The 25433-nt window shown below is 64.9% G+C and carries 27 protein-coding genes; 12 read left to right on the top strand and 15 right to left on the bottom strand.

What is annotated here, in order from left to right; genetic code table 11:
- Positions 1-45: 45 nt before the first annotated feature.
- The 4 genes from kdpB to ACVWY3_RS38400 form a co-directional block, all read right to left on the bottom strand.
- Positions 46-2160: a potassium-transporting ATPase subunit KdpB gene (kdpB, locus tag ACVWY3_RS38415; RefSeq protein ID WP_456843098.1), complete on the bottom strand. Its 2115-nt coding sequence runs from the start codon at positions 2158-2160 to the stop codon at positions 46-48.
- A gap of 19 nt (positions 2161-2179) precedes the next feature.
- On the bottom strand, positions 2180-3883 hold the full coding sequence (gene kdpA, locus ACVWY3_RS38410) for a potassium-transporting ATPase subunit KdpA (protein ID WP_456843097.1): 1704 nt from the start codon (positions 3881-3883) through the stop codon (positions 2180-2182).
- A 112-nt stretch (positions 3884-3995) separates the two neighbouring features.
- Entirely contained in the window at positions 3996-4085 is a 90-nt protein-coding gene (locus ACVWY3_RS38405; protein WP_456843096.1) for a K(+)-transporting ATPase subunit F, read from the bottom strand.
- A gap of 11 nt (positions 4086-4096) precedes the next feature.
- A complete protein-coding gene (locus ACVWY3_RS38400) occupies positions 4097-4249 on the bottom strand; it encodes a hypothetical protein (RefSeq protein ID WP_456843095.1) in 153 nt (50 codons plus the stop codon).
- Positions 4250-4560: 311 nt separating this feature from the next.
- On the opposite strand from ACVWY3_RS38400, the gene ACVWY3_RS38395 reads away from it, so the two are divergent.
- From ACVWY3_RS38395 to ACVWY3_RS38370, 6 genes are all read left to right on the top strand, one after another.
- Positions 4561-5028 (top strand): hypothetical protein, encoded by a 468-nt coding sequence (locus tag ACVWY3_RS38395; protein ID WP_456843094.1) that lies wholly within the window; start codon positions 4561-4563, stop codon positions 5026-5028.
- A gap of 176 nt (positions 5029-5204) precedes the next feature.
- A complete protein-coding gene (locus ACVWY3_RS38390) occupies positions 5205-5393 on the top strand; it encodes a hypothetical protein (RefSeq protein ID WP_456843093.1) in 189 nt (62 codons plus the stop codon).
- A gap of 17 nt (positions 5394-5410) precedes the next feature.
- Entirely contained in the window at positions 5411-5542 is a 132-nt protein-coding gene (locus tag ACVWY3_RS38385) for a hypothetical protein (protein WP_456843092.1), read from the top strand.
- 84 nt (positions 5543-5626) lie between these two features.
- Positions 5627-5755, top strand: a complete 129-nt coding sequence (locus ACVWY3_RS38380) for a hypothetical protein (protein WP_265441509.1) — start codon at positions 5627-5629, stop codon at positions 5753-5755.
- 147 nt (positions 5756-5902) lie between these two features.
- Entirely contained in the window at positions 5903-6535 is a 633-nt protein-coding gene (upp, locus tag ACVWY3_RS38375) for a uracil phosphoribosyltransferase (protein ID WP_456843091.1), read from the top strand.
- A 33-nt stretch (positions 6536-6568) separates the two neighbouring features.
- On the top strand, positions 6569-8140 hold the full coding sequence (locus ACVWY3_RS38370) for an AMP-binding protein (RefSeq protein ID WP_456843090.1): 1572 nt from the start codon (positions 6569-6571) through the stop codon (positions 8138-8140).
- A 56-nt stretch (positions 8141-8196) separates the two neighbouring features.
- Here ACVWY3_RS38370 and ACVWY3_RS38365 read toward each other — a convergent pair whose 3' ends face one another.
- From ACVWY3_RS38365 to ACVWY3_RS38345, 5 genes are all read right to left on the bottom strand, one after another.
- Positions 8197-9441 (bottom strand): acetyl-CoA hydrolase/transferase family protein, encoded by a 1245-nt coding sequence (locus ACVWY3_RS38365; protein ID WP_456843089.1) that lies wholly within the window; start codon positions 9439-9441, stop codon positions 8197-8199.
- 7 nt (positions 9442-9448) lie between these two features.
- Positions 9449-10615, bottom strand: a complete 1167-nt coding sequence (locus ACVWY3_RS38360; protein WP_456843088.1) for an acyl-CoA dehydrogenase family protein — start codon at positions 10613-10615, stop codon at positions 9449-9451.
- A gap of 133 nt (positions 10616-10748) precedes the next feature.
- Positions 10749-12038 (bottom strand): TRAP transporter large permease, encoded by a 1290-nt coding sequence (locus ACVWY3_RS38355; RefSeq protein WP_456843087.1) that lies wholly within the window; start codon positions 12036-12038, stop codon positions 10749-10751.
- Positions 12039-12050: 12 nt separating this feature from the next.
- Entirely contained in the window at positions 12051-12605 is a 555-nt protein-coding gene (locus ACVWY3_RS38350) for a TRAP transporter small permease (protein ID WP_456843086.1), read from the bottom strand.
- A 26-nt stretch (positions 12606-12631) separates the two neighbouring features.
- Entirely contained in the window at positions 12632-13657 is a 1026-nt protein-coding gene (locus tag ACVWY3_RS38345) for a TRAP transporter substrate-binding protein (RefSeq protein ID WP_456843085.1), read from the bottom strand.
- A 230-nt stretch (positions 13658-13887) separates the two neighbouring features.
- Between ACVWY3_RS38345 and ACVWY3_RS38340 the strand changes: the two genes are divergently transcribed.
- Genes ACVWY3_RS38340 through ACVWY3_RS38325 form a run of 4 tightly spaced genes read left to right on the top strand, consistent with a single transcriptional unit; the run spans position 13888 to position 17196 of the window.
- Positions 13888-15090 carry a CaiB/BaiF CoA transferase family protein gene (locus ACVWY3_RS38340; RefSeq protein WP_456843084.1) on the top strand — a complete coding sequence of 401 codons (1203 nt, stop codon included), beginning with the start codon at positions 13888-13890 and terminating at the stop codon, positions 15088-15090.
- 17 nt (positions 15091-15107) lie between these two features.
- Positions 15108-15587, top strand: coding sequence for a MaoC family dehydratase (locus ACVWY3_RS38335; RefSeq protein ID WP_456843557.1), 480 nt, complete (start codon positions 15108-15110; stop codon positions 15585-15587).
- Positions 15587-16438, top strand: coding sequence for an HpcH/HpaI aldolase/citrate lyase family protein (locus ACVWY3_RS38330; RefSeq protein WP_456843083.1), 852 nt, complete (start codon positions 15587-15589; stop codon positions 16436-16438). Before ACVWY3_RS38335 ends, ACVWY3_RS38330 begins: the two co-directional genes overlap by 1 nt.
- A 14-nt stretch (positions 16439-16452) precedes the next feature.
- Positions 16453-17196 carry an IclR family transcriptional regulator gene (locus ACVWY3_RS38325; protein WP_456843082.1) on the top strand — a complete coding sequence of 248 codons (744 nt, stop codon included), beginning with the start codon at positions 16453-16455 and terminating at the stop codon, positions 17194-17196.
- A gap of 10 nt (positions 17197-17206) precedes the next feature.
- Here ACVWY3_RS38325 and ACVWY3_RS38320 read toward each other — a convergent pair whose 3' ends face one another.
- From ACVWY3_RS38320 to ACVWY3_RS38300, 5 genes are all read right to left on the bottom strand, one after another.
- Positions 17207-17623, bottom strand: coding sequence for a hypothetical protein (locus tag ACVWY3_RS38320; RefSeq protein WP_456843081.1), 417 nt, complete (start codon positions 17621-17623; stop codon positions 17207-17209).
- A 193-nt stretch (positions 17624-17816) separates the two neighbouring features.
- The gene (locus ACVWY3_RS38315) at positions 17817-18932 is read right to left on the bottom strand and encodes a trypsin-like peptidase domain-containing protein (protein WP_456843080.1); all 1116 of its coding nucleotides are present in this window, start codon (positions 18930-18932) and stop codon (positions 17817-17819) included.
- A gap of 156 nt (positions 18933-19088) precedes the next feature.
- Complete coding sequence (locus ACVWY3_RS38310; RefSeq protein WP_456843079.1) at positions 19089-19424, bottom strand: hypothetical protein; 336 nt, start codon at positions 19422-19424, stop codon at positions 19089-19091.
- Positions 19425-19510: 86 nt separating this feature from the next.
- Positions 19511-20002, bottom strand: a complete 492-nt coding sequence (locus ACVWY3_RS38305; RefSeq protein ID WP_456843078.1) for an Hsp20/alpha crystallin family protein — start codon at positions 20000-20002, stop codon at positions 19511-19513.
- Between the two features lie 75 nt (positions 20003-20077).
- Complete coding sequence (locus ACVWY3_RS38300) at positions 20078-20539, bottom strand: Hsp20 family protein (RefSeq protein WP_456843077.1); 462 nt, start codon at positions 20537-20539, stop codon at positions 20078-20080.
- A 338-nt stretch (positions 20540-20877) separates the two neighbouring features.
- Between ACVWY3_RS38300 and ACVWY3_RS38295 the strand changes: the two genes are divergently transcribed.
- A complete protein-coding gene (locus ACVWY3_RS38295; protein WP_456843076.1) occupies positions 20878-22425 on the top strand; it encodes a hypothetical protein in 1548 nt (515 codons plus the stop codon).
- Positions 22426-22432: 7 nt separating this feature from the next.
- Here the strand turns inward: ACVWY3_RS38295 and ACVWY3_RS38290 are convergent, their stop codons facing one another.
- Entirely contained in the window at positions 22433-23734 is a 1302-nt protein-coding gene (locus ACVWY3_RS38290; RefSeq protein WP_456843075.1) for an MFS transporter, read from the bottom strand.
- A 476-nt stretch (positions 23735-24210) separates the two neighbouring features.
- Between ACVWY3_RS38290 and ACVWY3_RS38285 the strand changes: the two genes are divergently transcribed.
- Positions 24211-25425: an ABC transporter substrate-binding protein gene (locus tag ACVWY3_RS38285; protein ID WP_456843074.1), complete on the top strand. Its 1215-nt coding sequence runs from the start codon at positions 24211-24213 to the stop codon at positions 25423-25425.
- The last annotated feature ends 8 nt before the right edge of the window (positions 25426-25433 follow it).

The raw sequence follows: 25433 nt of genomic DNA, 5'->3' as shown, positions 1-25433 counted from the left end.
AGGCGCCCCGGAATGACGGAGAGATTTGCTCCTCGCAGTGAGCGGTTAGGCCAGATGCAAGGCGACCACGACGAGATCGATCGCCTTGATGCCGATGAAGGGAATGACGATGCCGCCGAGGCCGTAGATCAACAGATTGCGGCGGAGCAGCGCGCCGGCGCCGACGGCGCGATAGGCGACGCCCTTCAGCGCCAGCGGGATCAGCGCGATGATGATCAGGGCGTTGAAGATGATCGCCGACAGGATGGCGCTCTGCGGGCTCGACAGGTTCATGATGTTGAGCACGTTGAGCTGCGGGTAGAACGCCAGGAACATCGCCGGGATGATCGCAAAGTACTTGGCGACGTCGTTGGCGATCGAGAACGTCGTCAGCGCACCGCGCGTCATCAAGAGCTGCTTGCCGATCTCGACCACCTCGATCAGCTTGGTCGGGTTGGAGTCGAGATCGACCATGTTGCCGGCCTCGCGGGCCGCTTGCGTGCCGGTGTTCATGGCGACACCGACGTCGGCCTGCGCGAGCGCCGGCGCATCGTTGGTGCCGTCGCCGCACATGGCGACCAGCTTGCCCTTGGCCTGCTCGTCGCGGATCAGCTTGAGCTTGTCCTCGGGCGTTGCCTGCGCCAGGAAGTCGTCGACGCCAGCCTCCGCCGCGATCGCAGCTGCGGTCATCGGGTTGTCGCCGGTGATCATGATGGTGCGGATGCCCATGCGGCGCAGTTCGGCAAAGCGCTCGCGGATGCCGCCCTTGACGATGTCCTTGAGCTGGATGACGCCGAGCAGCTTGCCGTCCTTCGCGACCGCGAGCGGCGTGCCGCCGGCTTTCGAGATCTCGTCGGCAATGGCCTGGATCTCGCGGCCAACCTCCGAAAGCGGCGCGGGCTGGATGACACGGGCCGCATTGCCCGAGGCGACGGCCAGCGGCGCGCCGCCGCTGACGTAGTTGAGCATGGCATCGACCGCGCCCTTGCGCACCGACGAGCCACCGGCATCGACGCCGCTCATGCGGGTCTGCGCCGTAAACGGGATGAAGGTGGCACCAAGCTCGGCCATGTCGCGACCGCGGATGCTGTATTTCTCTTTGGCGAGCACGACGATGGAACGGCCCTCCGGGGTCTCGTCGGCAAGCGAGGCGAGCTGGGCTGCGTCGGCGAGCTCCTGCTCGGTGACGCCGCGCACGGGGCGGAACGCGGTGGCCTGGCGGTTGCCCAGGGTGATGGTGCCGGTCTTGTCCAGCAGCAGCGTGTCCACGTCGCCGGCGGCCTCGACTGCGCGGCCCGACATTGCCAGCACGTTGAACCGCACCAGGCGATCCATGCCGGCGATGCCGATCGCCGACAAGAGCGCACCGATGGTGGTCGGGATCAGCGTCACGAACAGCGCGACCAGCACGATCACCGAGATCGAGCCGCCGGCATAGGCTGCATAGCTCGGGATCGTGACGGTTGCGAACACGAAGATGATGGTGAGGCCGGCGAGCAGGATGTTGAGCGCGATCTCGTTCGGCGTCTTCGCGCGCTCGGCGCCCTCGACCAGCTTGATCATGCGATCGATGAAGGTGGAGCCCTGCGCCGCCGTGATGCGCACGCGGATCCAGTCGGACAGCACCTGCGTGCCGCCCGTCACCGCCGAGCGGTCACCGCCGGATTCGCGGATGACGGGCGCGGACTCACCGGTGATGGCGGCCTCGTTGACGGAGGCGACGCCCTCGATCACCTCACCGTCGGAGGGGATGGTATCGCCGGCTTCGACCAACACGACGTCGCCGACCTTCAGGCTGGTGCCGGGCACCAGCTTGAAGGCCTCGCCTGCACCGGTCAGCAGCTTGGCCTGGCTCTCGGTGCGCGTCTTGCGCAGCGAGTCGGCCTGCGCCTTGCCGCGGCCTTCGGCGACCGCTTCGGCGAAGTTGGCGAACAGCACCGTGAACCAGAGCCAGAGGATGATCTGGAAGGTGAAGCCGAGGCCGGCACCTCCCGTCGCGACATCGCGCAGGAAGATCACGGTGGTCAGCGCGGCCACGATCTCGACCATGAACATCACCGGGTTCTTCACCATCAGCCGCGGATCGAGCTTGGTGAAGGAGGCGCGGATCGCCGGGAGCACGATCTTGGGATCGAGCATCGCCGACATCGGGGCGCGCTTTTGCAGTTTCATCGTTTCCATGGAGGTCACTCCGAACCAATCAGAAGACGTTGCCGGCGTTCATCGCGAGGTGCTCGACGATCGGGCCGAGCGCGAGCGCCGGGAAGAAGGTCAGGCCGCCGATGATCAGGATCACGCCGACGACGAGACCGACGAACAGCCCGCCCGTGGTCGGGAAGGTACCTGCCGACGGCGGGATCGATTTCTTGGCCGCGAGCGAGCCCGCGATCGCCATCGCCGGCACGATCATGAAGAAGCGGCCGACGAACATCGCGGATGCGAGCGTGAGGTTGTAGAAGAAGGTGTTGCCGGTGAGGCCCGCAAACGCCGAGCCGTTGTTCCCCGTTGCCGAGGTGAACGCGTAGAGCACCTCGGTGAAACCGTGCGGGCCGGCATTGGCCATCGAGGCCACCGCTGCCGGGTAGACCACGCCGACCGCGGTCCAGCCGAGATACATCAGCGGCAGCACCAGGATCGCCAGCATCGCCATCTTGACCTCACGCGCCTCGATCTTCTTGCCGACATATTCCGGCGTGCGGCCAACCATCAGGCCTGCGACGAAGATCGCGAGCACGACGAACAGCAGCATGCCGTAGAGACCGGCGCCAACGCCGCCAATGATGATCTCGCCGAGCTGCATGTTGATCAGCGGGATCATGCCGCCGAGCGCGGTGAAGCTGTCATGCATGGCGTTGACCGCGCCGCAGGAGGCTGCTGTCGTGATCACCGCGAACAACGAGGACGCGACGATGCCGAAGCGCACCTCCTTGCCTTCCATGTTGCCGCCGGTCAGACCCAGCGCCTGCATGGTCGAGGTGCCGTGCGCTTCCGCCCAATAGGTCACGGCGACGCCGGCCACGAACAGCACGCCCATCACGGCCAAAATCGCCCAGCCCTGGCGCTGGTTGCCGACCATGCGGCCGAACACGTTGGTCATGGCGGCGCCGATCAGGAAGATCGACAGCATCTGTACGAAATTCGACAGCGCGGTCGGGTTCTCGAAGGGATGCGCAGCGTTGGCGTTGAAGAAGCCACCGCCATTGGTTCCCAGCATCTTGATCGCAACCTGCGAGGCAACGGGACCGACCGCGATGGTCTGCTTGGCGCCTTCGAGCGTCGTCGCCTCGACATACGGGCCGAGCGTCTGCGGCATGCCCTGCCAGACGAGAAACAACGCGTAGACTACGCAGATCGGCAGCAGCACGTAGAGCGTGATGCGGGTGACGTCGACCCAGAAATTGCCGACGGTGCGCACCGAGGCGCGCGAGAAGCCGCGGATCAGGGCCACCGCGAGCGCGATGCCGGTTGCGGCCGACAGGAAGTTCTGGTGCGTCAGGCCGAGCATCTGCACGAGATAGGACAGCGTGCTCTCGCCGCCGTAGTTCTGCCAGTTGGTGTTGGTGATGAAGGAGATCGCCGTGTTGAAGGAGAGATCCTCGGCAACCGCGCCCTGGCCTGCCGGATTGAACGGCAGCATCGCCTGAAGCCGCATCACGCCGTAGATGATCAGGAAGCCGCCGACATGGAACAGCAGCATGGCGACCGTGTAGGTCAGCCAATGCTGCTCGCGCCTCTCGTCGACGCCGGAGATCCAGTAGATGCCGGCCTCGATCGGGCGCAGCACCGGCGACAGGAAGGTCCGCTCGCCATTGAAAACGCGCGTCATGTAGCCGCCCAGCGGCTTCGTGAGCGCGACGATGATGAGGCAGAAGAGTATAATCTGGAGCCAACCGATCATGGTCATGGAATCAACCTTTCAGGCTTTCCGTCCTGCGCAGCAGCGGCAGGAACAGCACGAGCAGGCCGGCGACGAGGAGGACGTCGGCCAGCAGCAATTCGACAAGCAGCAACACGGCTCAGAACCGTTCCGGCTGCAGCAGCGCATAGGTGAGATAGACCAGGAGGCCGAACGAGACGGCGCCGGCGAGGATATAGTCGAAGATCATGGTCCGCTCCCTCACAGCCGTTCGCAGGAATAGGTGTAGCCGATCGCAAGGGCGAAGAAGACGAAGCCCAGCGCCAGCATGAGAATGTCCATCATGGGATTGCTCCTCGTTGCGCGACGAATATCCGGCCCTCTCTGGATCCGGCCGGCGCCGCGCCAATGCAATGCATGACTCCGGCGATCGGCCGGAGCTTTCACCGCATCGAGGTGCCATCACGCGCATAGGTTTTCGAGATGAGCCTTCTCGCGACCTTATAGGAATCCCATAAAGACCGGCCGTGGCTGAGCTGGCCGAAATGACACTGGCGAGGCACTCCGGTATTGGCCGGAGACGGCCGCGCGCCCGGTCCGGCGGTCCCCGTGCCTTTATGAAATGCCTATATCTCTCGCCTCCTCCTCATCTCGTTTTCAAATGCCGTTCCAGCCATCTTGGAGAGGCCGGCCGACTGACCGACGCCCATTCCAGGAGGCCTGACATGATCGCCGCTTCCCGCCATTACGACCCGCCGTCGCTCGGCAAGCGTCTGGGCAATGCACATGCGATGACGCGGCTGTTGATGCTCGACATCATTGACCACGCCTGCAGGCAGCTTCCTTCGCTCGGCCGGAGCCAGCGTACCGCGCGCCTCATGCGCCTGATCGACGCGGAGGCCTGGACCGATGCCGCGCTCGCACTGATGGAGATCGAGCTGCCGCTTTGGCAGGTCCGCCGCATCGCCTATGATGAAGGTGAATGGCATTGCGCGCTCTCGCGCGAACGCGTGCTGCCTGACTGGCTGGACGCGGCCGTCGAGGGACGCCACGGCGATCTTGCGATCGCCCTCCTGTCCGCGTTCGTCGAGGTCCAGGCGCTGCAACTCGAATCGTCCCGGCCGAGCGTTCCCTCGGTGCGCCAGACCCTCGATCCGGTCTACGTGCCGGCCGCGTGTGAAAACTTCGGCTAGACCGACGGGTTCAAGCTTGCCGCAATCCCCGAACACGCCGCGGCGGCGGTCGGCGTCTTTATGCGATTCCTATGCCGGCACCCCGGCGGTCATCTCGCAATCCTACGCAGCGCTGGACATCATAAGCGGCAGATTGGAGCGGCCGTCTCGCCGCGCCAAGGACAAGGACTTCCAACATGTCGATGCTGACACATGGCCTTGACCGGCCCTTCCACGTCGAACGCCCGGCGCGGCTGTCAACCGAACGCAAGGCGCAGCTCAAGCGCCTCGCACTCGGCGCGCTGACCCTGCTCTCGATGGCTAGCGTGCTCACCGCGCTGATTGCGCTGAAGACGGCAATCTACGTCTGGCACCTGCACGCCTGAGCCGCGGGGAGGTCTCCATGACCTTGCAAATGTGTGAGCCCACCGAGACGATCGAGCTCGACGTCGAGAACCGCGGCAATCTGCTGATCGCGCTGGCGCAGGGAGCCATGCGGCACCTGGCGCGCATGACCAGGAGGCAGCCGACATGATCGAACTCAAGATCGCCATCCTGGTTGCGCTGATGAGTGCGCTGCTGCTCGGTGTGCGCCTCACCGCGGTGGCGGACGGCTAGCATGCAGCTCCTCAAGGGAAATCTCGAGCACGCGGTCACGACGACGATCCTGACCATGACCCTGAGCCTGATCTGGGGCGCGGTCCTGACGCTCGTGATCACGCTTCTGGCCCGCGGGCTCGGGGTCTAGGATCTCGACCGCGAATTGACCATGGCTGCCTACGAGGCAAGCAGCCGCGCCTGCATGGCGGCTGCGATGCCCGCCTGGGGCCGCGTATCCCGCGGAAAAAACCCGGCCGATCTGGCGCAATTTCACGGAACCGTGTAGAGCGGTTTCATGAGCAGCAACGTCCATGTCGTCGCCCACCCCCTGGTCCAGCACAAGCTCTCCCTGATGCGGGAGAAGGACCGCTCGACCAAAAGCTTTCGCGAGATCCTGAACGAGATCGGGATGCTGCTGTGCTACGAGGTGACGCGCGATCTGCCGCTGGAGCTGGTCGAGATCGAGACGCCGATCGCGCCGATGCGGGCGCCGAAGATCGCCGGCAAGAAGCTCACGCTGGCGCCGATCCTGCGTGCCGGCGTCGGCTTCCTCGATGGCATGCTGGCGCTGATGCCATCGGCGCGCATCGCCCATATTGGGCTGTATCGCGACCCCGAGACATTGCAGGCCGTGGAATATTACTTCAAGGCGCCGCAGGACCTGTCCGACCGTACCGTGATCCTGATGGATCCGATGCTGGCGACCGGCAACTCGGCCTGCGCCGGCGCCTCCCTGCTCAAGGCGCGCGGCGCCCGCGACATCCGCTTCGTCTGCCTTCTGGCGGCGCCCGAGGGCATCGCGCAGTTCCAGAGCGAGCATCCCGACGTGCCGGTCTGGACCGCCGCGATCGACGAGCGGCTCAACGACCACGGCTACATCGTGCCGGGCCTGGGCGACGCCGGCGACCGGATGTTCGGCACCAAGTAGACAGCTGCACCCCGCCGGGTTACTCCGGTTGCCATGAGCGCCAACGATTTTTCGCTGCAATCGCTGATCCGCCCTGCGGCTGCCGAGCCCGCCATCGTGTTCGACGACACACCGATCTCGCGCGCGGAATTCTCGGCGAAGGTCGAGCAGGCCGCTGCGTGGCTTGCCGCGCAAGGCATCGGCAAGGGCGATGTCGTTGCGGTCTGGCTGGTCAACCGGGTCGAATGGATCGCGCTTTTGTTCGCCGCCGCGCGGCTCGGCGCAATCGTCGCCGCCGTCAATACGCGCTACCGCAGCGCGGAGGTCGCGCATCTGCTCAACGTCTCCGGCGCGAAGCTAATGGTGGTCGAGGCCGCGTTTCGCTCGATCGATTTCGCCGCCATCCTCGCCGGCATCGCCAAGGACGAGGTCCCCGCGCTGCAACAGCTTGCCGTGGTCGGTGCGGACAGGATTCCCGCGCAGTGGCCGTGCGTGCGCTTCGATGCCTTCGATAAGGTCCATCCACCTGCCCCGCCGGCTCAGGACAACGTCGACCTACCGGTGCTGCTCTACACCACATCGGGCACGACCAAGGGGCCAAAGCTCGTTGCACATTCGCAGCGGACGCTGGCGAGCCACGCCGTCTCCGTTGCCAATGCGCTCCAGCTCGATCCGCAGCGCCATTCGCTGCTGGCCATGTTGCCGTTCTGCGGCACCTTCGGCATGACGAGCCTGCTCGGCTTCATCGCCGCGGGCGCGACCATCCATGTGCTCGACGCTTTCGAAGCGGCACCGGCGCTGAAGATCCTCAGTGAGCACAAGATCACACATTCATTCGGCTCGGACGAGATGTTCCGCCGCATCCTCGCGCTGACCGAGGCACCGCGGCCGTTCCCGCATCTCGAAATCTGCGGCTTCGCCGCATTCCAGCCCGGCTGGCGCGAGCTGGCCACAGAGGCCGAAGCGCGCGGCATGAAGCTGTTCGGCCTCTACGGCTCGAGCGAGGTACAGGCGCTGTTCTCGATTGCCCGCGGCAGCGATACCTTCGCCGACCGCATCGAAGGCGGCGGCTGGCCAATGTCGCCTGACGCAAAAGTGCGCGTGCGCGACACCGAGACGGGCGAGCTCGCCGCCCACGGCGTGTCCGGCGAAATCGAGATCAGCGCGCCCTCGCGCTTCCTCGGCTATTTCAACAATCCCGAGGCCACGGCGGATGCGATCACCGCGGACGGCTTCTTCCGCACTGGCGACATCGGCCGCCTGCGCGGCCACGGTGCCTTCGTCTATGAGACCCGCGCGGGCGACGCGATGCGGCTCGGCGGCTTTCTCGTCGCGCCCGGCGAGATCGAGGACGAGCTCAAATCCTGCCCAGGCGTGGCCGATGCCCAGGTCGTCGCGGTGGATCTGAAGGGCCAGGCGCGCTGCGTCGCCTTCGTGATTGCGGCTGCAGAGCCGCCGCAGCAGGCGGCGCTGGCCGCGCGGCTACGCGAGCGGCTCGCCGGCTACAAGGTGCCGGCCCGGATCTATCTCGTCGACGCATTCCCGGTCACCGACAGCGCCAATGGCGTGAAGATCCAGCGCGCCCGGCTTCGTGCCATGGCGATGGAACGGATCGCGGCCGAATAGGCGGTCACCTCCTCGACGATCTCGTCTTGGACTCTCGCCATACTCAAGTGAGGCGCCTAGCCCGCGGCGCGAAGCAGTGCCGACAACGCGTCCCGGTGCCCGGGCGCCGCGATTGCGATCAGGCGGCGCGCACGCTCGGCAAGGTCGCAGCCGCGCAACTCCGCGATGCCCCATTCGGTGACGATGGCGTCGACATCGGCACGGGGTGTCGTTACCGTCTCGACATGGGCGACGATACGGCTGGTGCCGTCGGACGCCCTCGCCGGCAGCGCGATGATGGCTCTGCCGCCGGGAGACGCATTGGCTCCGCGCACGAAATCGAGCTGGCCGCCGATCGCCCCGATCGCAACGCCGTTGAGCGTCTCGGAATTCACGGCGCCATCCAGCCCGACTTGAAGTGCCGAATTGATCGCGACCAGCCTGTTGACCCGCGCCAGCACGATCTGGCCGTGCGTGTAGGACGTCGGCCGCACCGAAACGAACTTGTTTTCGTGAACGAAGCGATAGAGTCGCTGCGTGCCGATCACCTGGTTGGTGACCGTGGTCCCGGCATCGATCCCCTTCTCCGCATTCGTCACCGCGCCGCACTCGACGAGGTCGACAACGGCGTCGTTGATCAGCCCGGAATGGATGCCGAGATGGCGCGCATGGGTTAGCGAGGACAGGATCGCATCCGGAATCCGGCCGACGCCGAACTGGAGCGTGCTGCCGTCGGCGATCAAGCTCGCGGCATGGGTGGCGATGCGCCGCGAGACGTCATCCGGAGGCGGTGAGGCCAATTCCACCGGCGGACGGCGAGCAGGCACACGCACATGGATCGGCACGTCCTCCGGCCAGTCCGCGCCGAACGTGAAGGGTGCATCCGGATTGATCTCGGCGATGACGAGGCGCGCGCCGCGCGCGGCATCGATGACGTAATCGTTGGAGAGGCTGGCGCTGAGCCGTCCCCCGGACTCCGCAAGTTGCACCAGAACGACATCGGCTTGATGGCGGCGCGCGGCGAAGTCAGCACAGAAGGCGCTGTAGTTGCTCGGAATCACGTCGAGGCGCCCAGCCTTCGCGAGCCGCCGCGCATTGCCGATCACGCCATAGCTCCGGAACGAGATGTTCGGCGCGCAAGCCGCGGAGAACGTCTCCGAGAAGATCGGTCCGACCATCACGCGGAAGGCGGGCAGATGCCCGGCCTGCGCAACCAGCGCCTCTGTCAGAGTGGTCGGCTCCGCCGTCGCCTGTCCGCATACCACGAGATCGCCTTCGCGGATCAGGCCGATAAAGTCGATCGGCGACGCCTTCTCGGGCATCGTAGCCTCAATACGACTTCGCCAGCCCCAGCACCTTTTCCGCAATGAAGCTGAGCGCGAGCTGCGGGCTGACGGGCGCGATGCGTGGGATCAGCACTTCACGCAAATAGCGCTCGACGTGGAATTCCTTGGCATAGCCAAAACCGCCATGAGTCATCACCGCCTGCTCGCAGGCCGAGAAGCCCGCTTCGCCCGCCAGATATTTCGCGGCATTGGCCGCGGCGCCGCAGGGCATGCCCTTGTCGTATTGCCACGCTGCCGACATCACCATCAGCCAGGCCGCCTCGAGCTCGACCCAGTTCACCGCGAGCGGATGCTGGATGCCTTGGTTCTTGCCGATCGGACGGCTGAACACGATGCGCGTCTTGGCATATTCGGTCGCGCGCGAGAGCGCGAGCTTGCCGAGCCCGACGGCTTCCGCCGCGATCAGGATCCGCTCGGGGTTCATGCCTTCGAGGATGTACTGGAAACCCTTGCCCTCCTCGCCGATGCGGTCCTCCATCGGAATTTCAAAGTCTTCGAAGAACAGCTCGTTGGAATCGACGATCTTGCGGCCCATCTTCTCGATCTCGTGGACCTTGATCCTGTTTCGGTCGAAATCGGTGTAGAACAGGCTGAGGCCATGGGTTGGCGAGCGCACCTCCTCCAGCGGCGTGGTGCGCGCCAGCAGCAGGATCTTGTGCGCGACCTGCGCGGTCGAGATCCACACCTTCTGGCCGTTGACGATGTAGCGGTCGTTCTTGGCAACAGCGCGGGTCTTGAGCTGGGTGGTGTTGAGGCCGGTGTTGGGCTCCGTGACGGCGAAGCACGCCTTCTCGCGGCCCTCGACCATCGGCGGCAGCATGCGCTTGCGCTGCTCCTCGGTGCCGAACACGACGACGGGATTGAGGCCGAACACGTTGATATGCACCGCGGAGGCGCCCGACATGCCGGCGCCGGATTCCGCGATCGTGCGCATCATGATCGCCGCCTCGGTGATGCCGAGCCCGGAGCCGCCATATTCCTCCGGCACGCAAATGCCGAGCCAGCCGGCATCGGCCAGCGCCTTGTGGAAATCGTGCGGGAAGCCGCCGTCGTGGTCCTTCTTCAGCCAATAGGCATCGGGAAAGCCTTCGCAGATTTTCGCGATGGCATCGCGAATAGCTTCCTGCTGATCGGTGAGCGCGAAATCCATGTTCTTGATCTCCTTCTGGGGAGCCGGGCTCCGATCCTAAAGCATGATCCGGAAAAGTGCGCAGCGGTTTTCCGGATCATGCGCAAACAACAAGCTAAAGCGCGATGATGATTCATCCTGATCTCGTCGCGCTTCAGCGCCCCATCTGCGAGGGCAGCCACAGGATGATGGACGGAAACGCCACCAGAATCGCAATCGCGATCAGGTGCGCGACGAAGTGCGGAAAGGTGCCGTGGAACACCTCCGCCACCGGCCGCTTGGCGTAGCGGGCGACGATGAAGCAGTTCAGCCCGACCGGCGGCGTGATCATGCCGACCTCTGCGGTGACGATCTTGATGACGCCGAACCAGATCGGGTCGAAGCCGAGCGTCTTGATCAGCGGCAGCACGATCGGCACGGTCAGCACCAGGATCGCGATCTGGTCCATGAACGAGCCGAGCACGATGTAACCGCACAGGATCAGCGTGATGATCACCCAGCGCGAGGTCGGCAAGCTGCCGATCCATGCGACGAGATCCTGCGTCACATGGGTGAGCGTGAAGAAATAACCGAAGATCGAGGCGCCGACGAGGATCATGATGATCATGCAGGTGCCGTGACATGCGCGCAGCAGCGTCTTGTAGAGCGAGGTCGGCGTGATCTTGCCCTTGGCGATCGCGAGCAGGAAGGCGCCGAACGCGCCGAAGGCCGACGCTTCCGTCGGCGTCGCGACGCCGAGATAGATCGTGCCCGTCACGATCGAGAACAGCACCACCATGGGCGAAACCTGCCACAGCAGTGCGAATTTCTCGCGCCAGGGCACCGACTTCGCGGCCGGTGCGCGCGAAGGATCCTGCCAGACCAGGAAATAGATCGTCGCCATGATTGTGATGGTGACGAGGATCGCCGGGATGATGCCGCTGATCAGCAGCTTGCCGATATTCACTTCGGCCAGCAGGCCGAAAATGACGAGCGCGACGCTGGTCGGCAGCAGCATCGACAGCGTGCCTGAGATCGCGACCACGCCCGCGGCCATCTTGGGCTCATAGCCCTGGCGGATCATTGCAGGCAGGCTGGTCGAGGACAGCGTCGCGGCGGAGGCTGTCGAGGTGCCGCAGATCGCGCCGAAACCGGCGCCGGCGAGCGCGGTCGCCATGCCGAGGCCGCCGGGAATGCGGCCGACCCAGGCCGAGGCGGTCTTGAACAGATCGTCCGCCACGCCCGACAGCAGCACCAGATCCGCCATCAGGAGGAACATCGGGATGGTGATCAGCTCATAGGACGAGACGGTCGAGAGCGGCGCGGTTTGCAAGATGCCGAACAGCGTGGACCAGCCGCCGACCATGACGAGCCCGACCGAGCCGGAAAAGGCCATGGCAAAGCCGACGGGCGTGCCGAGCGCGAGCAGGCCAAACAGCAGGGCGAGAACGATGAAAGGTGTCATGGAGGCCTGCCGTTACTCGAAACTGCGTGCTTCGCCGACGCCGGTCACCGGCGGCAGCGGATAGAGGTCGCGGCCGCTGACGAGGCTCAGCACGTTGCCGACGAGCTGGAGCGCCAGCCGCAGCACCAGCACGCCGCAGCCGAACGGCACCAGCGCCGCCGAGATCCAGGTCGGCCAGGGGATCGCGCCCGAGAGCACGTCGTGCTGCTCATAATTCTCCAGCGCGCGCTCGAAACCGACCTTGCAGATCAGGACGAACACGAACAGGCCGGCGAGCGCGGTGACGATCTCGGACAGCCGCCGTCCCGACGGCGAGAAGCGCGACAGCAGGATGTCGACGCCGACATGGGCATGCTCACGCAAGGCATCCGACAGCGTGAAGAAGAACACGCCGGCGAGCAGATAGAGCCCGATCAGATCGTAGGTGAAGGCGAACGGGCTGTTCAGCACGTAACGCATGAACACGTCGGTCCCGACCAGCAGCATGATCACGAACAGGAACACCACCGCGATCACCGTCAGCGCGCGCTCCAGCGCGCCGAGCACTTGCCCTGCCCGTTCGATCACTTCGCGCCTCCCTCTTCGTTGTGGGATTACTTGCTGCCGGCGGCGAGCAAGTCGTCGAACTCCTTCAGCGCCGCAGAGGCCTGCTTGCCGCGGCTGTCGAGCCCGCCGGCCCACTGCTTGCCGACGTCCTTGAGCTTGTCCTTGATCTCGGCACGGGTCGCCTCCGGCAGCGGATCGAAGCTGACGCCTTCGTCCTGCATGTGCTTCTTGGTGACTTCGCCTTCCTTGTCGACGTCGGCGCAGGCTTTTGGCGTGATCGCCTCCGAGGCCTCGTTCATCGCCTTCTTGACGTCGTCGGGCAGCTTGTCCCAGACCGACTGGTTGATCGAGTAAGCGACGATGAAGCTGCCGAAGCTGACGCCTTCGGTGGCGTGCTTGACCAGCTTGTCGAGGCCGTAGGACACGACGCTGTCGAGCGGGAACAAGAGGCCATCCATGGTGCCGCGCGACAGCGACTCATAGGCATCGGGCGCGGCCATGCGCACCGGCACGGCGTTGAGCGCACGCAGCGTCAGGTCCTGCGCGCCACCGGTGGTGCGCAGCTTGAGGCCCTGGATGTCCCTGGTGGTTTCGACCTTCGATTTGACGGTCCACACCTGATAGGGCGGCAGCACCACGGCCATCAGCAGCTTGATCTTGTTCGGGGCGTATTCCTGCTTGGCCAAGATGCCGTCGCGCGCGGTCTTCCAATAGGCGAGCGTGCCCTGACAGCTGGTCGCGAACGCGCCCGGCAATTGCGCGACTTCCGACAGCGGCATCTTGTCGGAAACATACGACGGCCCGATGTAGCCGATGTCGACCACGCCCGACTGTGTCAGACGCAGCATGTCGGCCGCCTTGCCGATCTGCTGGTTCGGATAATAGGTGAAGGTCACCGCGCCGTTGGTGCGTTTCGTGACGTCGTCCATCCAGGGCTTGAGCAGCAGGCGGACGAGATAGTGGCCGGCGGGGAAGCTATCGGCGACCTTCAGCTCGAGCGCCCGCGCCTGAAATGTCGAGACCGGCAGCGAAAGCGCGAGCGCGGCTACAGCCCAGACCAGGTTCTTCCTCATTTGGTTCTCCTTGACGCGTCCCCACGCCGAAGGCGGCAGCAGCCCGCTGCTGCACCGTTCGGCTCCCTCGTCCGTTTCTTGCTTGAGGAAAACGTACATATATGTGAATTTGTCTGTCAAGCATATGAATTCAGCATGGCGCTATGCATTCGCTGGGAATGCCCGCCGAATTGACACTGCGCTTTTCTGAACTCTAACTCCACGTATGTGAATTCATCCAACGGGGACCCATGGGACCGCTCGCCGGCTTCACCATTCTCGACCTGACCTCGGTGCTGATGGGCCCGTACGGGACCCAGGTGCTGGCGGACATGGGTGCCGACGTCATCAAGGTCGAAAGCCCCGAGGGCGACATCGTTCGCCAGATCGGTCCTGGCCGCGTGCCTGGAATGGGCGGGATGTTCCACAACGCCAATCGCGGCAAGCGCAGCATCGTGCTCGACCTCAAGAAGGCGGAAGGCCGCGACACGCTGCTGCGGCTGGCCAAGCGCGCCAATGCGCTCGTGTACAATGTGCGCCCGCAGGCGATGGCGCGGCTCGGGCTCGATTACGAGACGCTGGCCGCGATCAATCCGTCGCTCATCTATGTCGGCGCATTCGGCTATGGCCAGTCGGGTCCCTATGCCGCCAAGCCTGCCTATGACGACCTGATCCAGGGCGCCGCCACTATTCCAACACTGTTGGCTGCGGCCGGCGACGGCACGCCGCGCTACGTTCCCGTCACCATCGCCGATCGCATCGTCGGGCTGATGATGGTGAATGCGATCATGGGCGGGCTCATGCATCAGCAGCGCACCGGCCAAGGCCAGCGCATCGACGTGCCGATGTTCGAGTCGATGACCGAGTTCGTGCTGGTCGATCACCTCGGCGGCCTCACCTACGATCCCCCGCTCGATCATGGCGGCTACGCCCGCCTGCTCTCACGCTATCGCCGCCCCTACAAGACCAGCGACGGCTATCTCTGCGTGCTCATCTACAACGACAAGCATTGGCGCAGCTTCTTCGAGGCAATCGGAGCGCCGCATTTCCTCGACCAGCCGCGCTTTGCCAACCACGCCGCACGCGCCGAGCACATCGACGAGATCTACGAGGAGATCGGCCACATCTTCCTGACGCGCACCACGGCGGAATGGCGCGAGTTGCTGGAGCGCGCCGACATTCCCGTGATGCCGATGCATACGCTGGAGACTGTTCTGGACGATCCGCATCTGAAGGCGACCGGTTTCTTCAGGACGATCGATCACCCCGTGGAAGGCCGCATCCGCCAGATGCGGGTGCCCTCCACCTGGAGCGTGACCCAGCCGGAGCCGGCCGGTCCCGCGCCCACACTCGGCCAGCACGGGCGCGACATTTTGCGCGAGGCGGGCCTCTCGGCCGAGGAGATCGACAAGCTCGCAGAGCAAAGAGCAGTTCACCTCGCCGCGCCGCCTTAAGCGCAGGCGCGGGCCAAATCGCAAGACACAGGGAGGAAACCGCGATGGCCGGACTTTATTTCGAGGACTTTTCCGTGGGCCAGGAATTCAGGCATCCGCTGACCCGGACGGTCACGGAGATGGACAACACCATGTTCAGCCTGCTGACGCTCAACCCGCAGCCGCTGCACATCGACGCGCATTTCTCGGAAAAGACCGAGTTCGGCCAGCGCATTTTCAACAGCCTTTACACCCTCGGCATCATGATCGGCATGACGGTCTATGATACGACCTTGGGCACCACCGTCGCCAATCTCGGCATGACCGACGTGACCTTTCCGAAACCGGTCTTCCATGGCGACACGTTGCGGGCGACGACAAAGGTGCTCTCGGTGCGGGAATCCAAATCGCGGCCCAAAGCCGGTATCGTCGAATTCGAGCATCACGCTCTGAACCAGAACGACGAGATCGTCGCCAAATGCCGCCGCATGGCGTTGATGCACAAGAGGCCGGTCTGATGCGTTCGATGCTGTTCGTGCCGGGCGATTCCCCGCGCAAATTCGAGAAGGCTAGCGAAGGCAAGGCCGACGCGCTGATCATCGATCTCGAGGATTCCGTCGTCACCGAGAAGAAGCCGGAGGCGCGCACCCTCACGCGGGCGATGCTGAAGAGCCGTCCCGGCCCGCACCAGCTTTATGTCCGCATCAACGCGCTCGACACCGGCATGACGCTCACAGACCTTGCTGCGGTGATGCCGGGCAGGCCCGACGGCATCGTGCTGCCGAAATCGCAAGGCGGCGACGACGTGCGGCAGGTCGCCACTTGGCTCGAAGCCTTGGAAGCGGCATCCGGCATCACGGTCGGCGCGACGCGCATCGTCTGCGTTGCGACGGAAACCGCAAGCGCGATCTTCGGCCTCGGCAGTTACAAGAACTGCTCCCCTCGCCTCGCCGGCCTGATGTGGGGCGCGGAGGATCTTTCGGCATCGCTCGGCGCGACCGAGAAGGCGAGCGATGGCGTGTTCCACAGCCCTTATCGCCTCGCGCGCGATCTGTGCCTGATGGCAGCAGCCGCGGCCGAGGTGGCACCAATCGACACCGTCTATACCGACATCGACAATCTCGCCGGCCTCGAGCAGGAAACGCGCGCCGCGCGGCGCGACGGCTTTTCGGCGAAGGCGCTGATCCATCCCAAGCATGTCGAAATCGTCAACGCGGCGTTCGAACCGACCGAGGCCGAGCGCGCCTGGGCGGAGAAGGTGATCGCCGCCTTCGCGAACAATCCCGATTCCGGAACGCTGCGGCTCGACGGCCAAATGATCGACAAGCCGCATCTTCGCGCAGCGAAGAAGATCCTCGGCCAACCCTAGGACGCAAACCTCGCATGATCGTTCGCCAAGCCGCAAACGTCCTGGAGATCATGGAATTCTTCGCACAAGGGAGGAAGCCGGCGACGCTTGCCGAGATCGCCGATCATTTCGGCTGGCCGCGCTCGTCGACGTTCAACCTGCTCGCGACGCTGTCGGAGAAGGGCTATCTTTACGAACCGCGGCCGCGCGCCGGCTTCTATCCGACGCCGCGGTGGCTGGCGATGGCGCGGATGATCTCGGAGGTCGAGCCGCTGCCGCCGTGGACGCATCAGCTGATCGCCGATCTCTCGGCGGAGACCGGGGAGACTGCCTCGATCGTGGCGCCGGCCGGCGTGATGGCGGTGTTCATCGACGTCGTCGAATCAAAAGCTGCGATCCGCTATTTCGCGACCATCGGCCATCGCGTGCCGATCCACGCCACCGCGAGCGGCCGCGCGCTGCTGCTGCAATATTCGCAGGAGGAGCGTGACTCGGTCTATCGCAAGATCGAGTTCAAGCAATACGGCCCCTCGACCCCGATCAGCATCGAAGCGGTCGAGACCGAGCTGCGCAACTCGATCGCGCGCGGTTACTGCCAGAGTTTTGCGGATTACAGCCGCGATCTCGCCGGCGCGGCGATCCCGTTGCCGATCGGCGATCGCAGGCTTTCGGTGGTCGTTGCGGGGCCGGAGTTTCGGATTGGGCCAAAGGTGCCGGAAGTGGCCGCGCTGATCGCGCGGACGGTCGACCGGTTGCGGCCGAAGACCACCGCGGCCTAAGCCGCCGGCCTTAATCGAATCCCTGAACGGGCGGCGGCGTGGTCTCCGCGGGCGCCACAGGCGCTGCTTGAGCCGGTGGCGCCGCCGGGGCGGCTTGAACCGGCGGATTGCTCGCAGCTCTCATCTGACCATTCGCCTCCATCGCCTGGTACGTGTGCGGTGGAGCGGTGGTCGCCGCCACCGGGGTCGCCTCCCGTCGTGACGGCTGCCGATGTCGCGCTGATCGCGAACCGCCGACGCCCCAGGACCTCGCGATCGAAGGTCCGGCGGTATAGCCGATCACCGCGCCCGCAACGGCACCGACAGGACCGAGCACGACGGCACCGGACACGGCGCCTAACGCTGCGGAGCCTGCGCGCTCCTGCGCAGCGGCACTCGCCGGCACGCCAGCCAGCAGCACGATGGCAGTGATCAAAGCTTTGTTCATCGGAGCGCCTCCCTCACGGAAGATCACTCTTACGCAAATATGGCCGCAGCGGGTTTGTTCGTGGCCCAATGCGGGGCAATCGCGGATGGAACTCCGGCAATTCAAGGGCCTCCGCCAGCGCAGCCGGCCGCCGCTCATCCTGCAATTGCAGCGGTTGCAGGACGCGCGATGACGACCTTGTGGTCCCGCGCCCTCAACGGACGAGGCGATTGCCGTCTACCAGAGCGCCGCTCGATTGCAGCGCGGGCGCAATCCTCACGATCGCAGTCAACGGAGCGCCATTGCGCAGCAGTGACAGCTTTACTTCCTCACCAATGCGCGCGAGGCCAATGGTGTTGCGGAGCTGTGCGGCGGTGCGGATCGGGCGATCGTCTGCTCGGATGATCAGATCACCTTTCCGCAGGCCGGCCTTCTCCGCGGGGGAGTCCGCGGCCACCTCGGCGACAACGGCGCCTTCGGTGACCCCCTTGCTGACCGACGGGTGGAGCTCTTTCAGCGAGATGCCGATGCGACCGCGCTCCACGCGGCCATTGGCGATGATCTGCTCCATCACCTTGCGCGCCATGTTGACCGGAATGGCAAAGCCGATGCCGACGTTGCCGCCGCCGGGCGAGATGATCGCCGAGTTGATGCCGACGAGTTCGCCGCGCAGGCTGACCAGCGCCCCTCCGGAATTGCCGGGATTGATCGCGGCGTCGGTCTGAATGAAATCCTCATACCCCTGCTTGCCGAGGCCGGTGCGGCCCAGCGCACTGACGAGACCTGACGTCACGGTCTGGCCGAGACCGAAGGGATTACCGATCGCGAGCACGAAGTCGCCGACCTCGAGCGCGTCGCTGTCGCCGAAGGCAAGCGCCTTGAGCCCGGCCGGGTTCTGGACCTGAAGCACCGCCACATCTGTGGGGGGATCACGGCCGATCACCTTGGCGGAGAACTGCCGGCCGTCCTTGGTCGTGATCTGAACGGCGGACGTGCCTTCGACCACGTGATTGTTGGTCAACACATAGCCGCGCTGGGCATCGACAATGACACCCGAGCCGGTCGCGTTGACCTCCTTTTCGATCTGCCTGGGGACGTCGAAGAATTCGCGGAAGAGCGGATCGCAATACAGCGGATTGTCCTCGCGCACCCGGCCGTGCACGGAAATGTTGACCACGGCCGGCGTCACCTGGCGCACCAGCGGCGCCAACGTCGGTACCGAGCCGCCCGTCTTCAAATCGGGAATTTGGCCGGCGGCAGGCTGTGGCGCCGTAGACGTCAGCACCAGCAGTGCCAGCAAGAACAAACGCACAGCTTTCACCTTTCTCACCTGCCGCCTTGTCTTGGATGGATATGTCGGAGAACGCGGGGCTTCACTCAGGGCAGCGTGACGCGGCGATCCAGCCTTGCATGGCCAGAAGCGGCACGGTCCATGCGGCCGAAGCTTGGCCGAACAGGACGAGCCCCAGAACGGTGGGCGTGAACATCATGCGCCTTGCCCCTCTGCGGCGGCCCAGGGCCGCCGCAGCCGCATCGGCACGCCGCCGCCACGCGGCGGGTCGTCATTGTCATTGTCGCCGTCGAGCTTGCGCAGGGCGGTCAGGATATCGGCGAGCCTGACCGTGTGGCTCATGCCGGGAATCTCGCGCAAGGCGGGACAGGATTCGACCGCGTACATGTCGGACGCCCAGGACGACAGGATGATGCGCTTCTCCGGCGTGGAGAGCTCCGCCGCATCCAGCACGTCGGCAGGCGAGTCGTAATGGGCCGCAGGATGAAACAGCGGATTGAGAGTGCCGGCGTTGGTATTCACGTTGGACATTGGTCTTGCCTCCCTCAAGCTCCTTTCCAAGGGACGGGGTTGTTGACAAAGAGACGGCGGCGAAGATCGCCGCCGCCGGTTTGACGCTAGTGCGTATTGATCGCGATGCGCTTGACGTCTTCGCGCGCCTTCTCGGATTTCGGCAGCGACACGGTCAGGACACCGTTCGTGAACGACGCCTCGGCCTTGTCTTCCTCAACGCCCTCGAGCCGGATCTGCCGCTCGAAGGCGCCGTAATAGCGCTCGGTGAAGTACCTGCCTTCGCCGTTGCGCTCCGCTTTCTTCTCGCCGCGTACGGTCAGGACGCCATTGGCGATCTCGACCTGGACGTCCTTCTCCGTCAGGCCGGGAAGCTCCGCCGAAACGGTCAGCGTCTTGTCGGTCTCGCTGAGCTCGACTTTCGGCCACCCGAAACGGCCCTCCATCAGCGGCGAGAGGCTGGTCCCGCCGAAGCCGCGGAAGACGTCGTCGAACAGACGGTTCATCTCGCGATGAAGCGTCAGGAAGGGATCGAAACTGTCGCGCGTCGGCGCGATCTCCTGGTTTCTGGACCAGGGAACGAGATCACGAAAACCCATGATTGTCTCCTCCATGCATCGGGAGCGCGGGCGCGCATCCGCGCGCCGCGTTCCGCCATTGGCCTGATCAAGCGCTTAGGCTGCTTTCTTCTGCTCGATCTGCGATGCCGCGGGAGCGCCGCTCGTGATCGCGATCCGGCGCGGCTTCATCGCCTCCGGAACCTCGCGGACGAGGTCGATTATCAGGAGCCCGTCCTGGAAGGACGCCTGCTTCACTTGGACATAGTCGGCGAGGTTGAACACGCGCCGGAAAGGACGCGCGGCGATGCCCTGGTACAGATATTCGCGCGCCGCGGTCTCGGGCTTCCTGCCCTCGATGCTGAGCGCGTTCTGTTCGGCCGTGACGGTGATGTCGTTGGCGCCGAAACCCGCCACGGCGAGGCTGATCCTGTAATGGTCCTCGCCGGACCGCTCGATGTTGTAGGGGGGATAGTTGTCCTCGGTCGCCTGGCGCAACGTGCTGTCGACGAGGTCGGCCAAGTGATCGAAACCGATGGTGGAGCGCCACAGAGGCGCGAAGTCAAAACTGGTCCTCATAACCAAGTCCTCCAAAGAGCAAGATGGATACGAAGGAGCGCAGGACAGGGTATCAGACGGATCCGACGACCAGTCCGGCGCCCGCGCCGGACCCGATATGGCGTCCGGCACACCGCTCTCGCGGCGAAAAACGACTTAGAAAAACCGGTATCGATTTCAAGGGGGGCCAGCACAATTTTTTTCGGGGCTCCGGGCTGGTTATCGGCAGTCAGGTTCATCTCGGCTCCCCCCAGAAGTATCCAGGCGCCTTGGCGCGGGTGCTCCGGAAGTTCCCGGCGACGGCGGTGAGGTCAATTAAGGTAGAATTGTCGGTAGAGACATGTGGACCCGCGGCGGGCATGAAGAGACGCCGAGCCGTGCATGACCGGCAAATATCCCGACCGCACCGGATCGGTCGCGAAGCAACAGGCGCGGTGACGATTGCGCTGATCGCGGCGGCAACCTTGGGCATGGCGCCCGCCAGCGGCGAGACCGTCGCGGCGGCCGAATTGAAGGCGATCGGCACGATCGACGCGCGCTTCCAGTCCTACAACATCGAGATGGTGGAGGTGACCGGCGGACGGTTCTGGAAACCCTATGCGCAAGGAGGCGGCCGCGGCGATCGCTATGCTCATCGAGTGCCGATCGATCTCGCCAACACCCGCCTGCGCAAGCTGGCCGCGGCGCTTGGGCCCGCCTATTTGCGCGTGAGCGGCACCTGGGCCAACGCAACCTTTTTCGCCGACACCGACAATGCGCCGGCCGCTCCGCCTGCCGGCTTCGATACCGTGCTCAGCCGCACGCAATGGCGCGGCGTCGTTGAGTTCGCGCGTGCCGCCAATGCGGAGATCGTGACGTCTTTCGCGATCAGTCCCGGCAGCCGCGACGCTGACGGCGTCTGGTCGCCGGACCAGGCACGGCGCCTCCTCGATTTTACGAGAGCTCTGGACAGCCGCATCGCCGCCGCTGAATTCATGAACGAGCCGACGCTCGCGGCGAGCAATGGCGCGCCGGCCCGGTATGACGCGAATGCATATGGCCGCGACTTCAGGATCTTTCGCACATGGATGAAACGCGCGTCGCCGCAGACATTGATCGCGGGGCCCGGCTCGGTCGGCGAGCCCGCCTCATCCTCGGCAACCGCCATCAGCACACGCGATCTGCTCGCCGCATCGGGCGTGGGCCTCGATCGCGTCTCCTATCACCATTACAACACGCTCTCGCTCCGCTGCGGCGTGCACGATGATCCGGCCCAGGCGCTATCCAATGAGTGGTTGTCGCGGACCGACACCGCGCTCGACATCTATCGCGCCCTGCGCGACGAATTCGAGCCGGGCAAGCCGATCTGGCTGACGGAGACCGCAGATGCCGCCTGCGGCGGCAATCCGTGGGATGCGACCTTTCTCGACAGCTTTCGCTATCTCGACCAGCTCGGTCGCCTGGCCAGGGCCGGCGTGCAGGTGGTGATGCACAACACACTCGCAGCGAGCGACTACGGCCTGCTCGACGAGACGACGTTTCGGCCACGGCCGAACTACTGGGCCGCGCTGCTCTGGCATCGCCTGATGGGAACCACCGTGCTCGACGCGAGCATGGCCTCGACGCGCGCGATTCACGCCTACGCGCATTGTCATCCCACGACGAACGGCGCGGCGTCCGTGCTCCTCATCAACATGTCGCAACGTGGATCGCACGCCGTGACGCTGGCGGCGCAGGCCCGCCGCTACACGCTTCGGGCGCGCCGGCTCCAGAGCGCGAGCGTGCAACTGAACGGCACGACGCTCGCCCTGACTGGCCGCGACGATCTGCCCCGCCTCGCGCCGCGAGTTGCACCCGCAGGACGTATCCGCCTGCCACCCGCCAGCATCACCTTTCTGGTGATGCAGGACGTGGCCGCCTGCCGCTAAACTATCCTCAGGATTTCAGCGCATCGCGCGCCGTCTCCGGCGCCATCAAGGTCGCGAAGATCGTGATGATCGATAGCGCGATGATGTAGACCGACACCGCCCAGTAGGAACCGGCCCATGCCAGCAGCGCCGTTGCGATCAGCGGCGAGAAGCCGCCGCTGATGGCGGCTGCGACATTGGCACCTAATGAGGCGCCGCTGTAGCGCACCTGGGTACGAAACAGCTCCGGCATGAACGCGGCTTTCGGCCCGAACAGCAACGCATGCGTCAGCGTCATCGTCACGACCAGCGCGAGCGTGATCAGCGCCGGCTCTTTTGTGTCGAGAAACCAGAATAGCGGGAATGCCAGCGCCACCGAGAACACGCCGCCGGCGAGATACAGCGCCTTGCGGCCAAAAATGTCGGAGAGCCAGCCGGCAAGCGGCAGCGTCGCAAACTCGACGATCGCGGCATAGACCACGGCGTTCAGGATCACCTGCCGCGGCAGGCCGAGCTTTGTGGTCGCGTAGACAACAGTGAAGACCGTGAGCAGATAAGCGAGCCCGACCTCCGACACCGTGATACCGATCGCCAGCAGAAAGCTGCGCCAGTCCCGGCGGAGCACTTCCCACACCGGCTGCTTCAGCACCTCCTTGCGCTCCACCACCTCCTTGAAGTGCGGCGTCTCAGCGAGCTTGAGCCGCACGATGAAACCGATGCCGACCAGCAAGATGCTGATCCAGAACGGCACGCGCCAGCCCCAGCTCTGGAAGTCCGCCTCGGGCAGCTGCGTCATCAGGCCGAAGATGCCGGTGGAGGCGGCAACGCCGACGGGAAAACCGATCTGCACCAGGCTGCCGTAGAAGCCGCGCCGGTTGCCGGCATGCTCGATCACCATCACGACCGCGCCGCTCCATTCGCCCCCGAGCCCGATGCCCTGGATGAAGCGCAGGAGGATGAGCAGGATCGGCGCCCAGATGCCGATCTGACTGTAGGTCGGCAGGCAGCCGATCAGGAAGGTGCCGAGCCCCATCGCAATCATGGTCGCGACCAGCATCTTCTTGCGCCCGAGCCGGTCGCCGTAATGCCCGATGATGGCGCCGCCGATCGGCCGTGCCACGAAGCCGACCGCGTAGGTCGAGAATGCCGCGAGGGTGCCGACGAAGGGATCGAAGCTCGGGAAGAACAGCTTGTTGAGCACCAGCGCGGCCGCCGTGCCGTAGATCAGGAAGTCGTACCACTCGATCGCAGTGCCGAGCGCACTCGCCCACACCACATGCGCCGTCGTCGATTTCTCCGCCGAAGCAGAGAGCCCCGCTGCTGCCGTCATGCCATGCCCCACACGTTCCGGAAAACATCATGGCCAATCGCGAGGACGGTTGCAACCTGAGGGAGCATTTGATCGCTCTCGCCCGGACGCTGCGTGATGCGCTGCAGAGCCGGGGCCCATGCTTTCTTGGGCAATTCGGGCGGCATGGGTCCCGGCTCTGCGCCGCAACGCTAAGAGCCGTTGCAGCGCGTCCGGGACACGAACGTGTTGGACTCCGCTGCTCCCCACCCGTCATTGCGAGGACCTCTTGCGACGAAGCAATCCAGAATCTCTCCGGTGAAAGACTCTGGATTGCTTCGCTGCGCTCGCAATGACGGGTGTTGAGCAGGCTGCGCACGTGTTTCCGCGACGCAGCCGGCAGCATGGAACCTCCGTCGCCGGCCATCATTCGCCATTGACAAACTCATTCGCCATTATCTAATTTGCCGCTGGAAGACCGGGCGCGCCAAGCGGCCCATAAAAGAGAGGAAACGACGATGAGAGGGCTTTGGGCCTGCGCCATCCTCGCGGCCATGACATCGGCCGCCATGACCACGGGCGCTATCGCGCAAGTCTCCGACGATGCGGTGCGGATCGGCGTGCTGACGGATCTGTCGAGTTGGGGCCGCGACAATTCAGGGCCGGGCTCCGTCGAGGCCGCGAAGATGGCGGTGGAGGAATTCGGGCCGACCGTGCTCGGCAAGCCGATCGAGATCATCAGCGCCGACCACCAGATGAAGACCGACGTCGGCGTGCAGATCGTGCGCGGCTGGTTCGACAATGGCAAGGTCGATGCCGTCGTCGACATCCCCAATTCCGGCATTGCGATCGCCGTGCACAACATGGTGCGCGAGCGCAACAAGATCGCCCTGCTCTCCGGCCCCGGCGCGAGCTCGCTGACCGACGAGCTGTGCAGCCCGAACACCGTGCACTTCACCTACGACACCTACGCGCTGTCGAAGGTGACGGCCTCCGCCGTGATCAAGGAAGGCGGAAAATCCTGGTACTTCATCACGGCGGATTATGCATTCGGTCAGCAGCTCGAGAGGGACGCCACGCGCTTCATCAACGAGATGGGCGGCAAGGTGCTCGGCGGCGTCAAGCATCCGACCAACACCGCGGACTTCTCATCCTTCGCGCTGCAGGCGCAGAGCTCGAAGTCCGACGTCGTGGCCTTCGCCAATGCCGGCCAGGACACCGACAACGCCATCAAGCAGTCCGGCGAGTTTGGGCTGGTCCAGGGCGGCCAGAAACTCGTGGGCTTGCTCATGTTCGACACCGATGTGCACGCGATCGGTCTGAAGGCCGCGCAGGGCACCTACATGACCACGGCCTCCTACTGGAACATGGACGAAGCGACCCGTGCCTGGTCCAAGAAGTTCTACGAGCGCACCAAGGTGATGCCGACCATGATCCAGACCGGCGTCTATGGCTCGGTGCTGCATTATCTCAAGGCCATCAAAGCGGCCGGCAGCGACGATCCGGCCAAGGTGATGGCCAAGATGCGCGAGCTGCCGATCGAGGACACCTTCGTGCACGGCGGCAAGTTGCGCGAGGACGGCCGCGTCATCCGCGACATGTATCTCGCCAAGGTGAAGACGCCCGAGCAGTCCAAGGAACCCTGGGACTATCTTGAGATCGTCAAGACCGTGAAGGGCGAGGACGCCTTCCGCCCGGTCTCCGAGTCCAAGTGCCCGCTCCTGAAGAAGTGAGGTCCGAT

This window comes from Bradyrhizobium sp. USDA 4486 (assembly GCF_054057995.1).
This window is presented reverse-complemented; position numbering and strand designations above follow the sequence as displayed.

Bases quoted from the DNA above. Each gene is read 5' to 3' on its own strand.
- ACVWY3_RS38330 (WP_456843083.1), top strand. From the start codon at position 15,587: ATGCGTTCGATGCTGTTCGTGCCGGGCGATTCCCCGCGCAAATTCGAG.
- upp (WP_456843091.1), top strand. From the start codon at position 5,903: ATGAGCAGCAACGTCCATGTCGTCGCCCACCCCCTGGTCCAGCACAAG.
- ACVWY3_RS38300 (WP_456843077.1), bottom strand. From the start codon at position 20,539: ATGAGGACCAGTTTTGACTTCGCGCCTCTGTGGCGCTCCACCATCGGT.
- ACVWY3_RS38340 (WP_456843084.1), top strand. From the start codon at position 13,888: ATGGGACCGCTCGCCGGCTTCACCATTCTCGACCTGACCTCGGTGCTG.
- ACVWY3_RS38290 (WP_456843075.1), bottom strand. From the start codon at position 23,734: ATGACGGCAGCAGCGGGGCTCTCTGCTTCGGCGGAGAAATCGACGACG.
- ACVWY3_RS38405 (WP_456843096.1), bottom strand. From the start codon at position 4,085: ATGATCTTCGACTATATCCTCGCCGGCGCCGTCTCGTTCGGCCTCCTG.
- ACVWY3_RS38370 (WP_456843090.1), top strand. From the start codon at position 6,569: ATGAGCGCCAACGATTTTTCGCTGCAATCGCTGATCCGCCCTGCGGCT.
- ACVWY3_RS38305 (WP_456843078.1), bottom strand. From the start codon at position 20,002: ATGGGTTTTCGTGATCTCGTTCCCTGGTCCAGAAACCAGGAGATCGCG.
- ACVWY3_RS38310 (WP_456843079.1), bottom strand. From the start codon at position 19,424: ATGTCCAACGTGAATACCAACGCCGGCACTCTCAATCCGCTGTTTCAT.
- ACVWY3_RS38325 (WP_456843082.1), top strand. From the start codon at position 16,453: ATGATCGTTCGCCAAGCCGCAAACGTCCTGGAGATCATGGAATTCTTC.
- ACVWY3_RS38360 (WP_456843088.1), bottom strand. From the start codon at position 10,615: ATGGATTTCGCGCTCACCGATCAGCAGGAAGCTATTCGCGATGCCATC.
- ACVWY3_RS38295 (WP_456843076.1), top strand. From the start codon at position 20,878: ATGAAGAGACGCCGAGCCGTGCATGACCGGCAAATATCCCGACCGCAC.
- ACVWY3_RS38390 (WP_456843093.1), top strand. From the start codon at position 5,205: ATGTCGATGCTGACACATGGCCTTGACCGGCCCTTCCACGTCGAACGC.
- kdpA (WP_456843097.1), bottom strand. From the start codon at position 3,883: ATGACCATGATCGGTTGGCTCCAGATTATACTCTTCTGCCTCATCATC.
- kdpB (WP_456843098.1), bottom strand. From the start codon at position 2,160: ATGGAAACGATGAAACTGCAAAAGCGCGCCCCGATGTCGGCGATGCTC.
- ACVWY3_RS38395 (WP_456843094.1), top strand. From the start codon at position 4,561: ATGATCGCCGCTTCCCGCCATTACGACCCGCCGTCGCTCGGCAAGCGT.
- ACVWY3_RS38345 (WP_456843085.1), bottom strand. From the start codon at position 13,657: ATGAGGAAGAACCTGGTCTGGGCTGTAGCCGCGCTCGCGCTTTCGCTG.
- ACVWY3_RS38320 (WP_456843081.1), bottom strand. From the start codon at position 17,623: ATGAACAAAGCTTTGATCACTGCCATCGTGCTGCTGGCTGGCGTGCCG.
- ACVWY3_RS38285 (WP_456843074.1), top strand. From the start codon at position 24,211: ATGAGAGGGCTTTGGGCCTGCGCCATCCTCGCGGCCATGACATCGGCC.
- ACVWY3_RS38365 (WP_456843089.1), bottom strand. From the start codon at position 9,441: ATGCCCGAGAAGGCGTCGCCGATCGACTTTATCGGCCTGATCCGCGAA.
- ACVWY3_RS38385 (WP_456843092.1), top strand. From the start codon at position 5,411: ATGACCTTGCAAATGTGTGAGCCCACCGAGACGATCGAGCTCGACGTC.
- ACVWY3_RS38355 (WP_456843087.1), bottom strand. From the start codon at position 12,038: ATGACACCTTTCATCGTTCTCGCCCTGCTGTTTGGCCTGCTCGCGCTC.
- ACVWY3_RS38380 (WP_265441509.1), top strand. From the start codon at position 5,627: ATGCAGCTCCTCAAGGGAAATCTCGAGCACGCGGTCACGACGACGATC.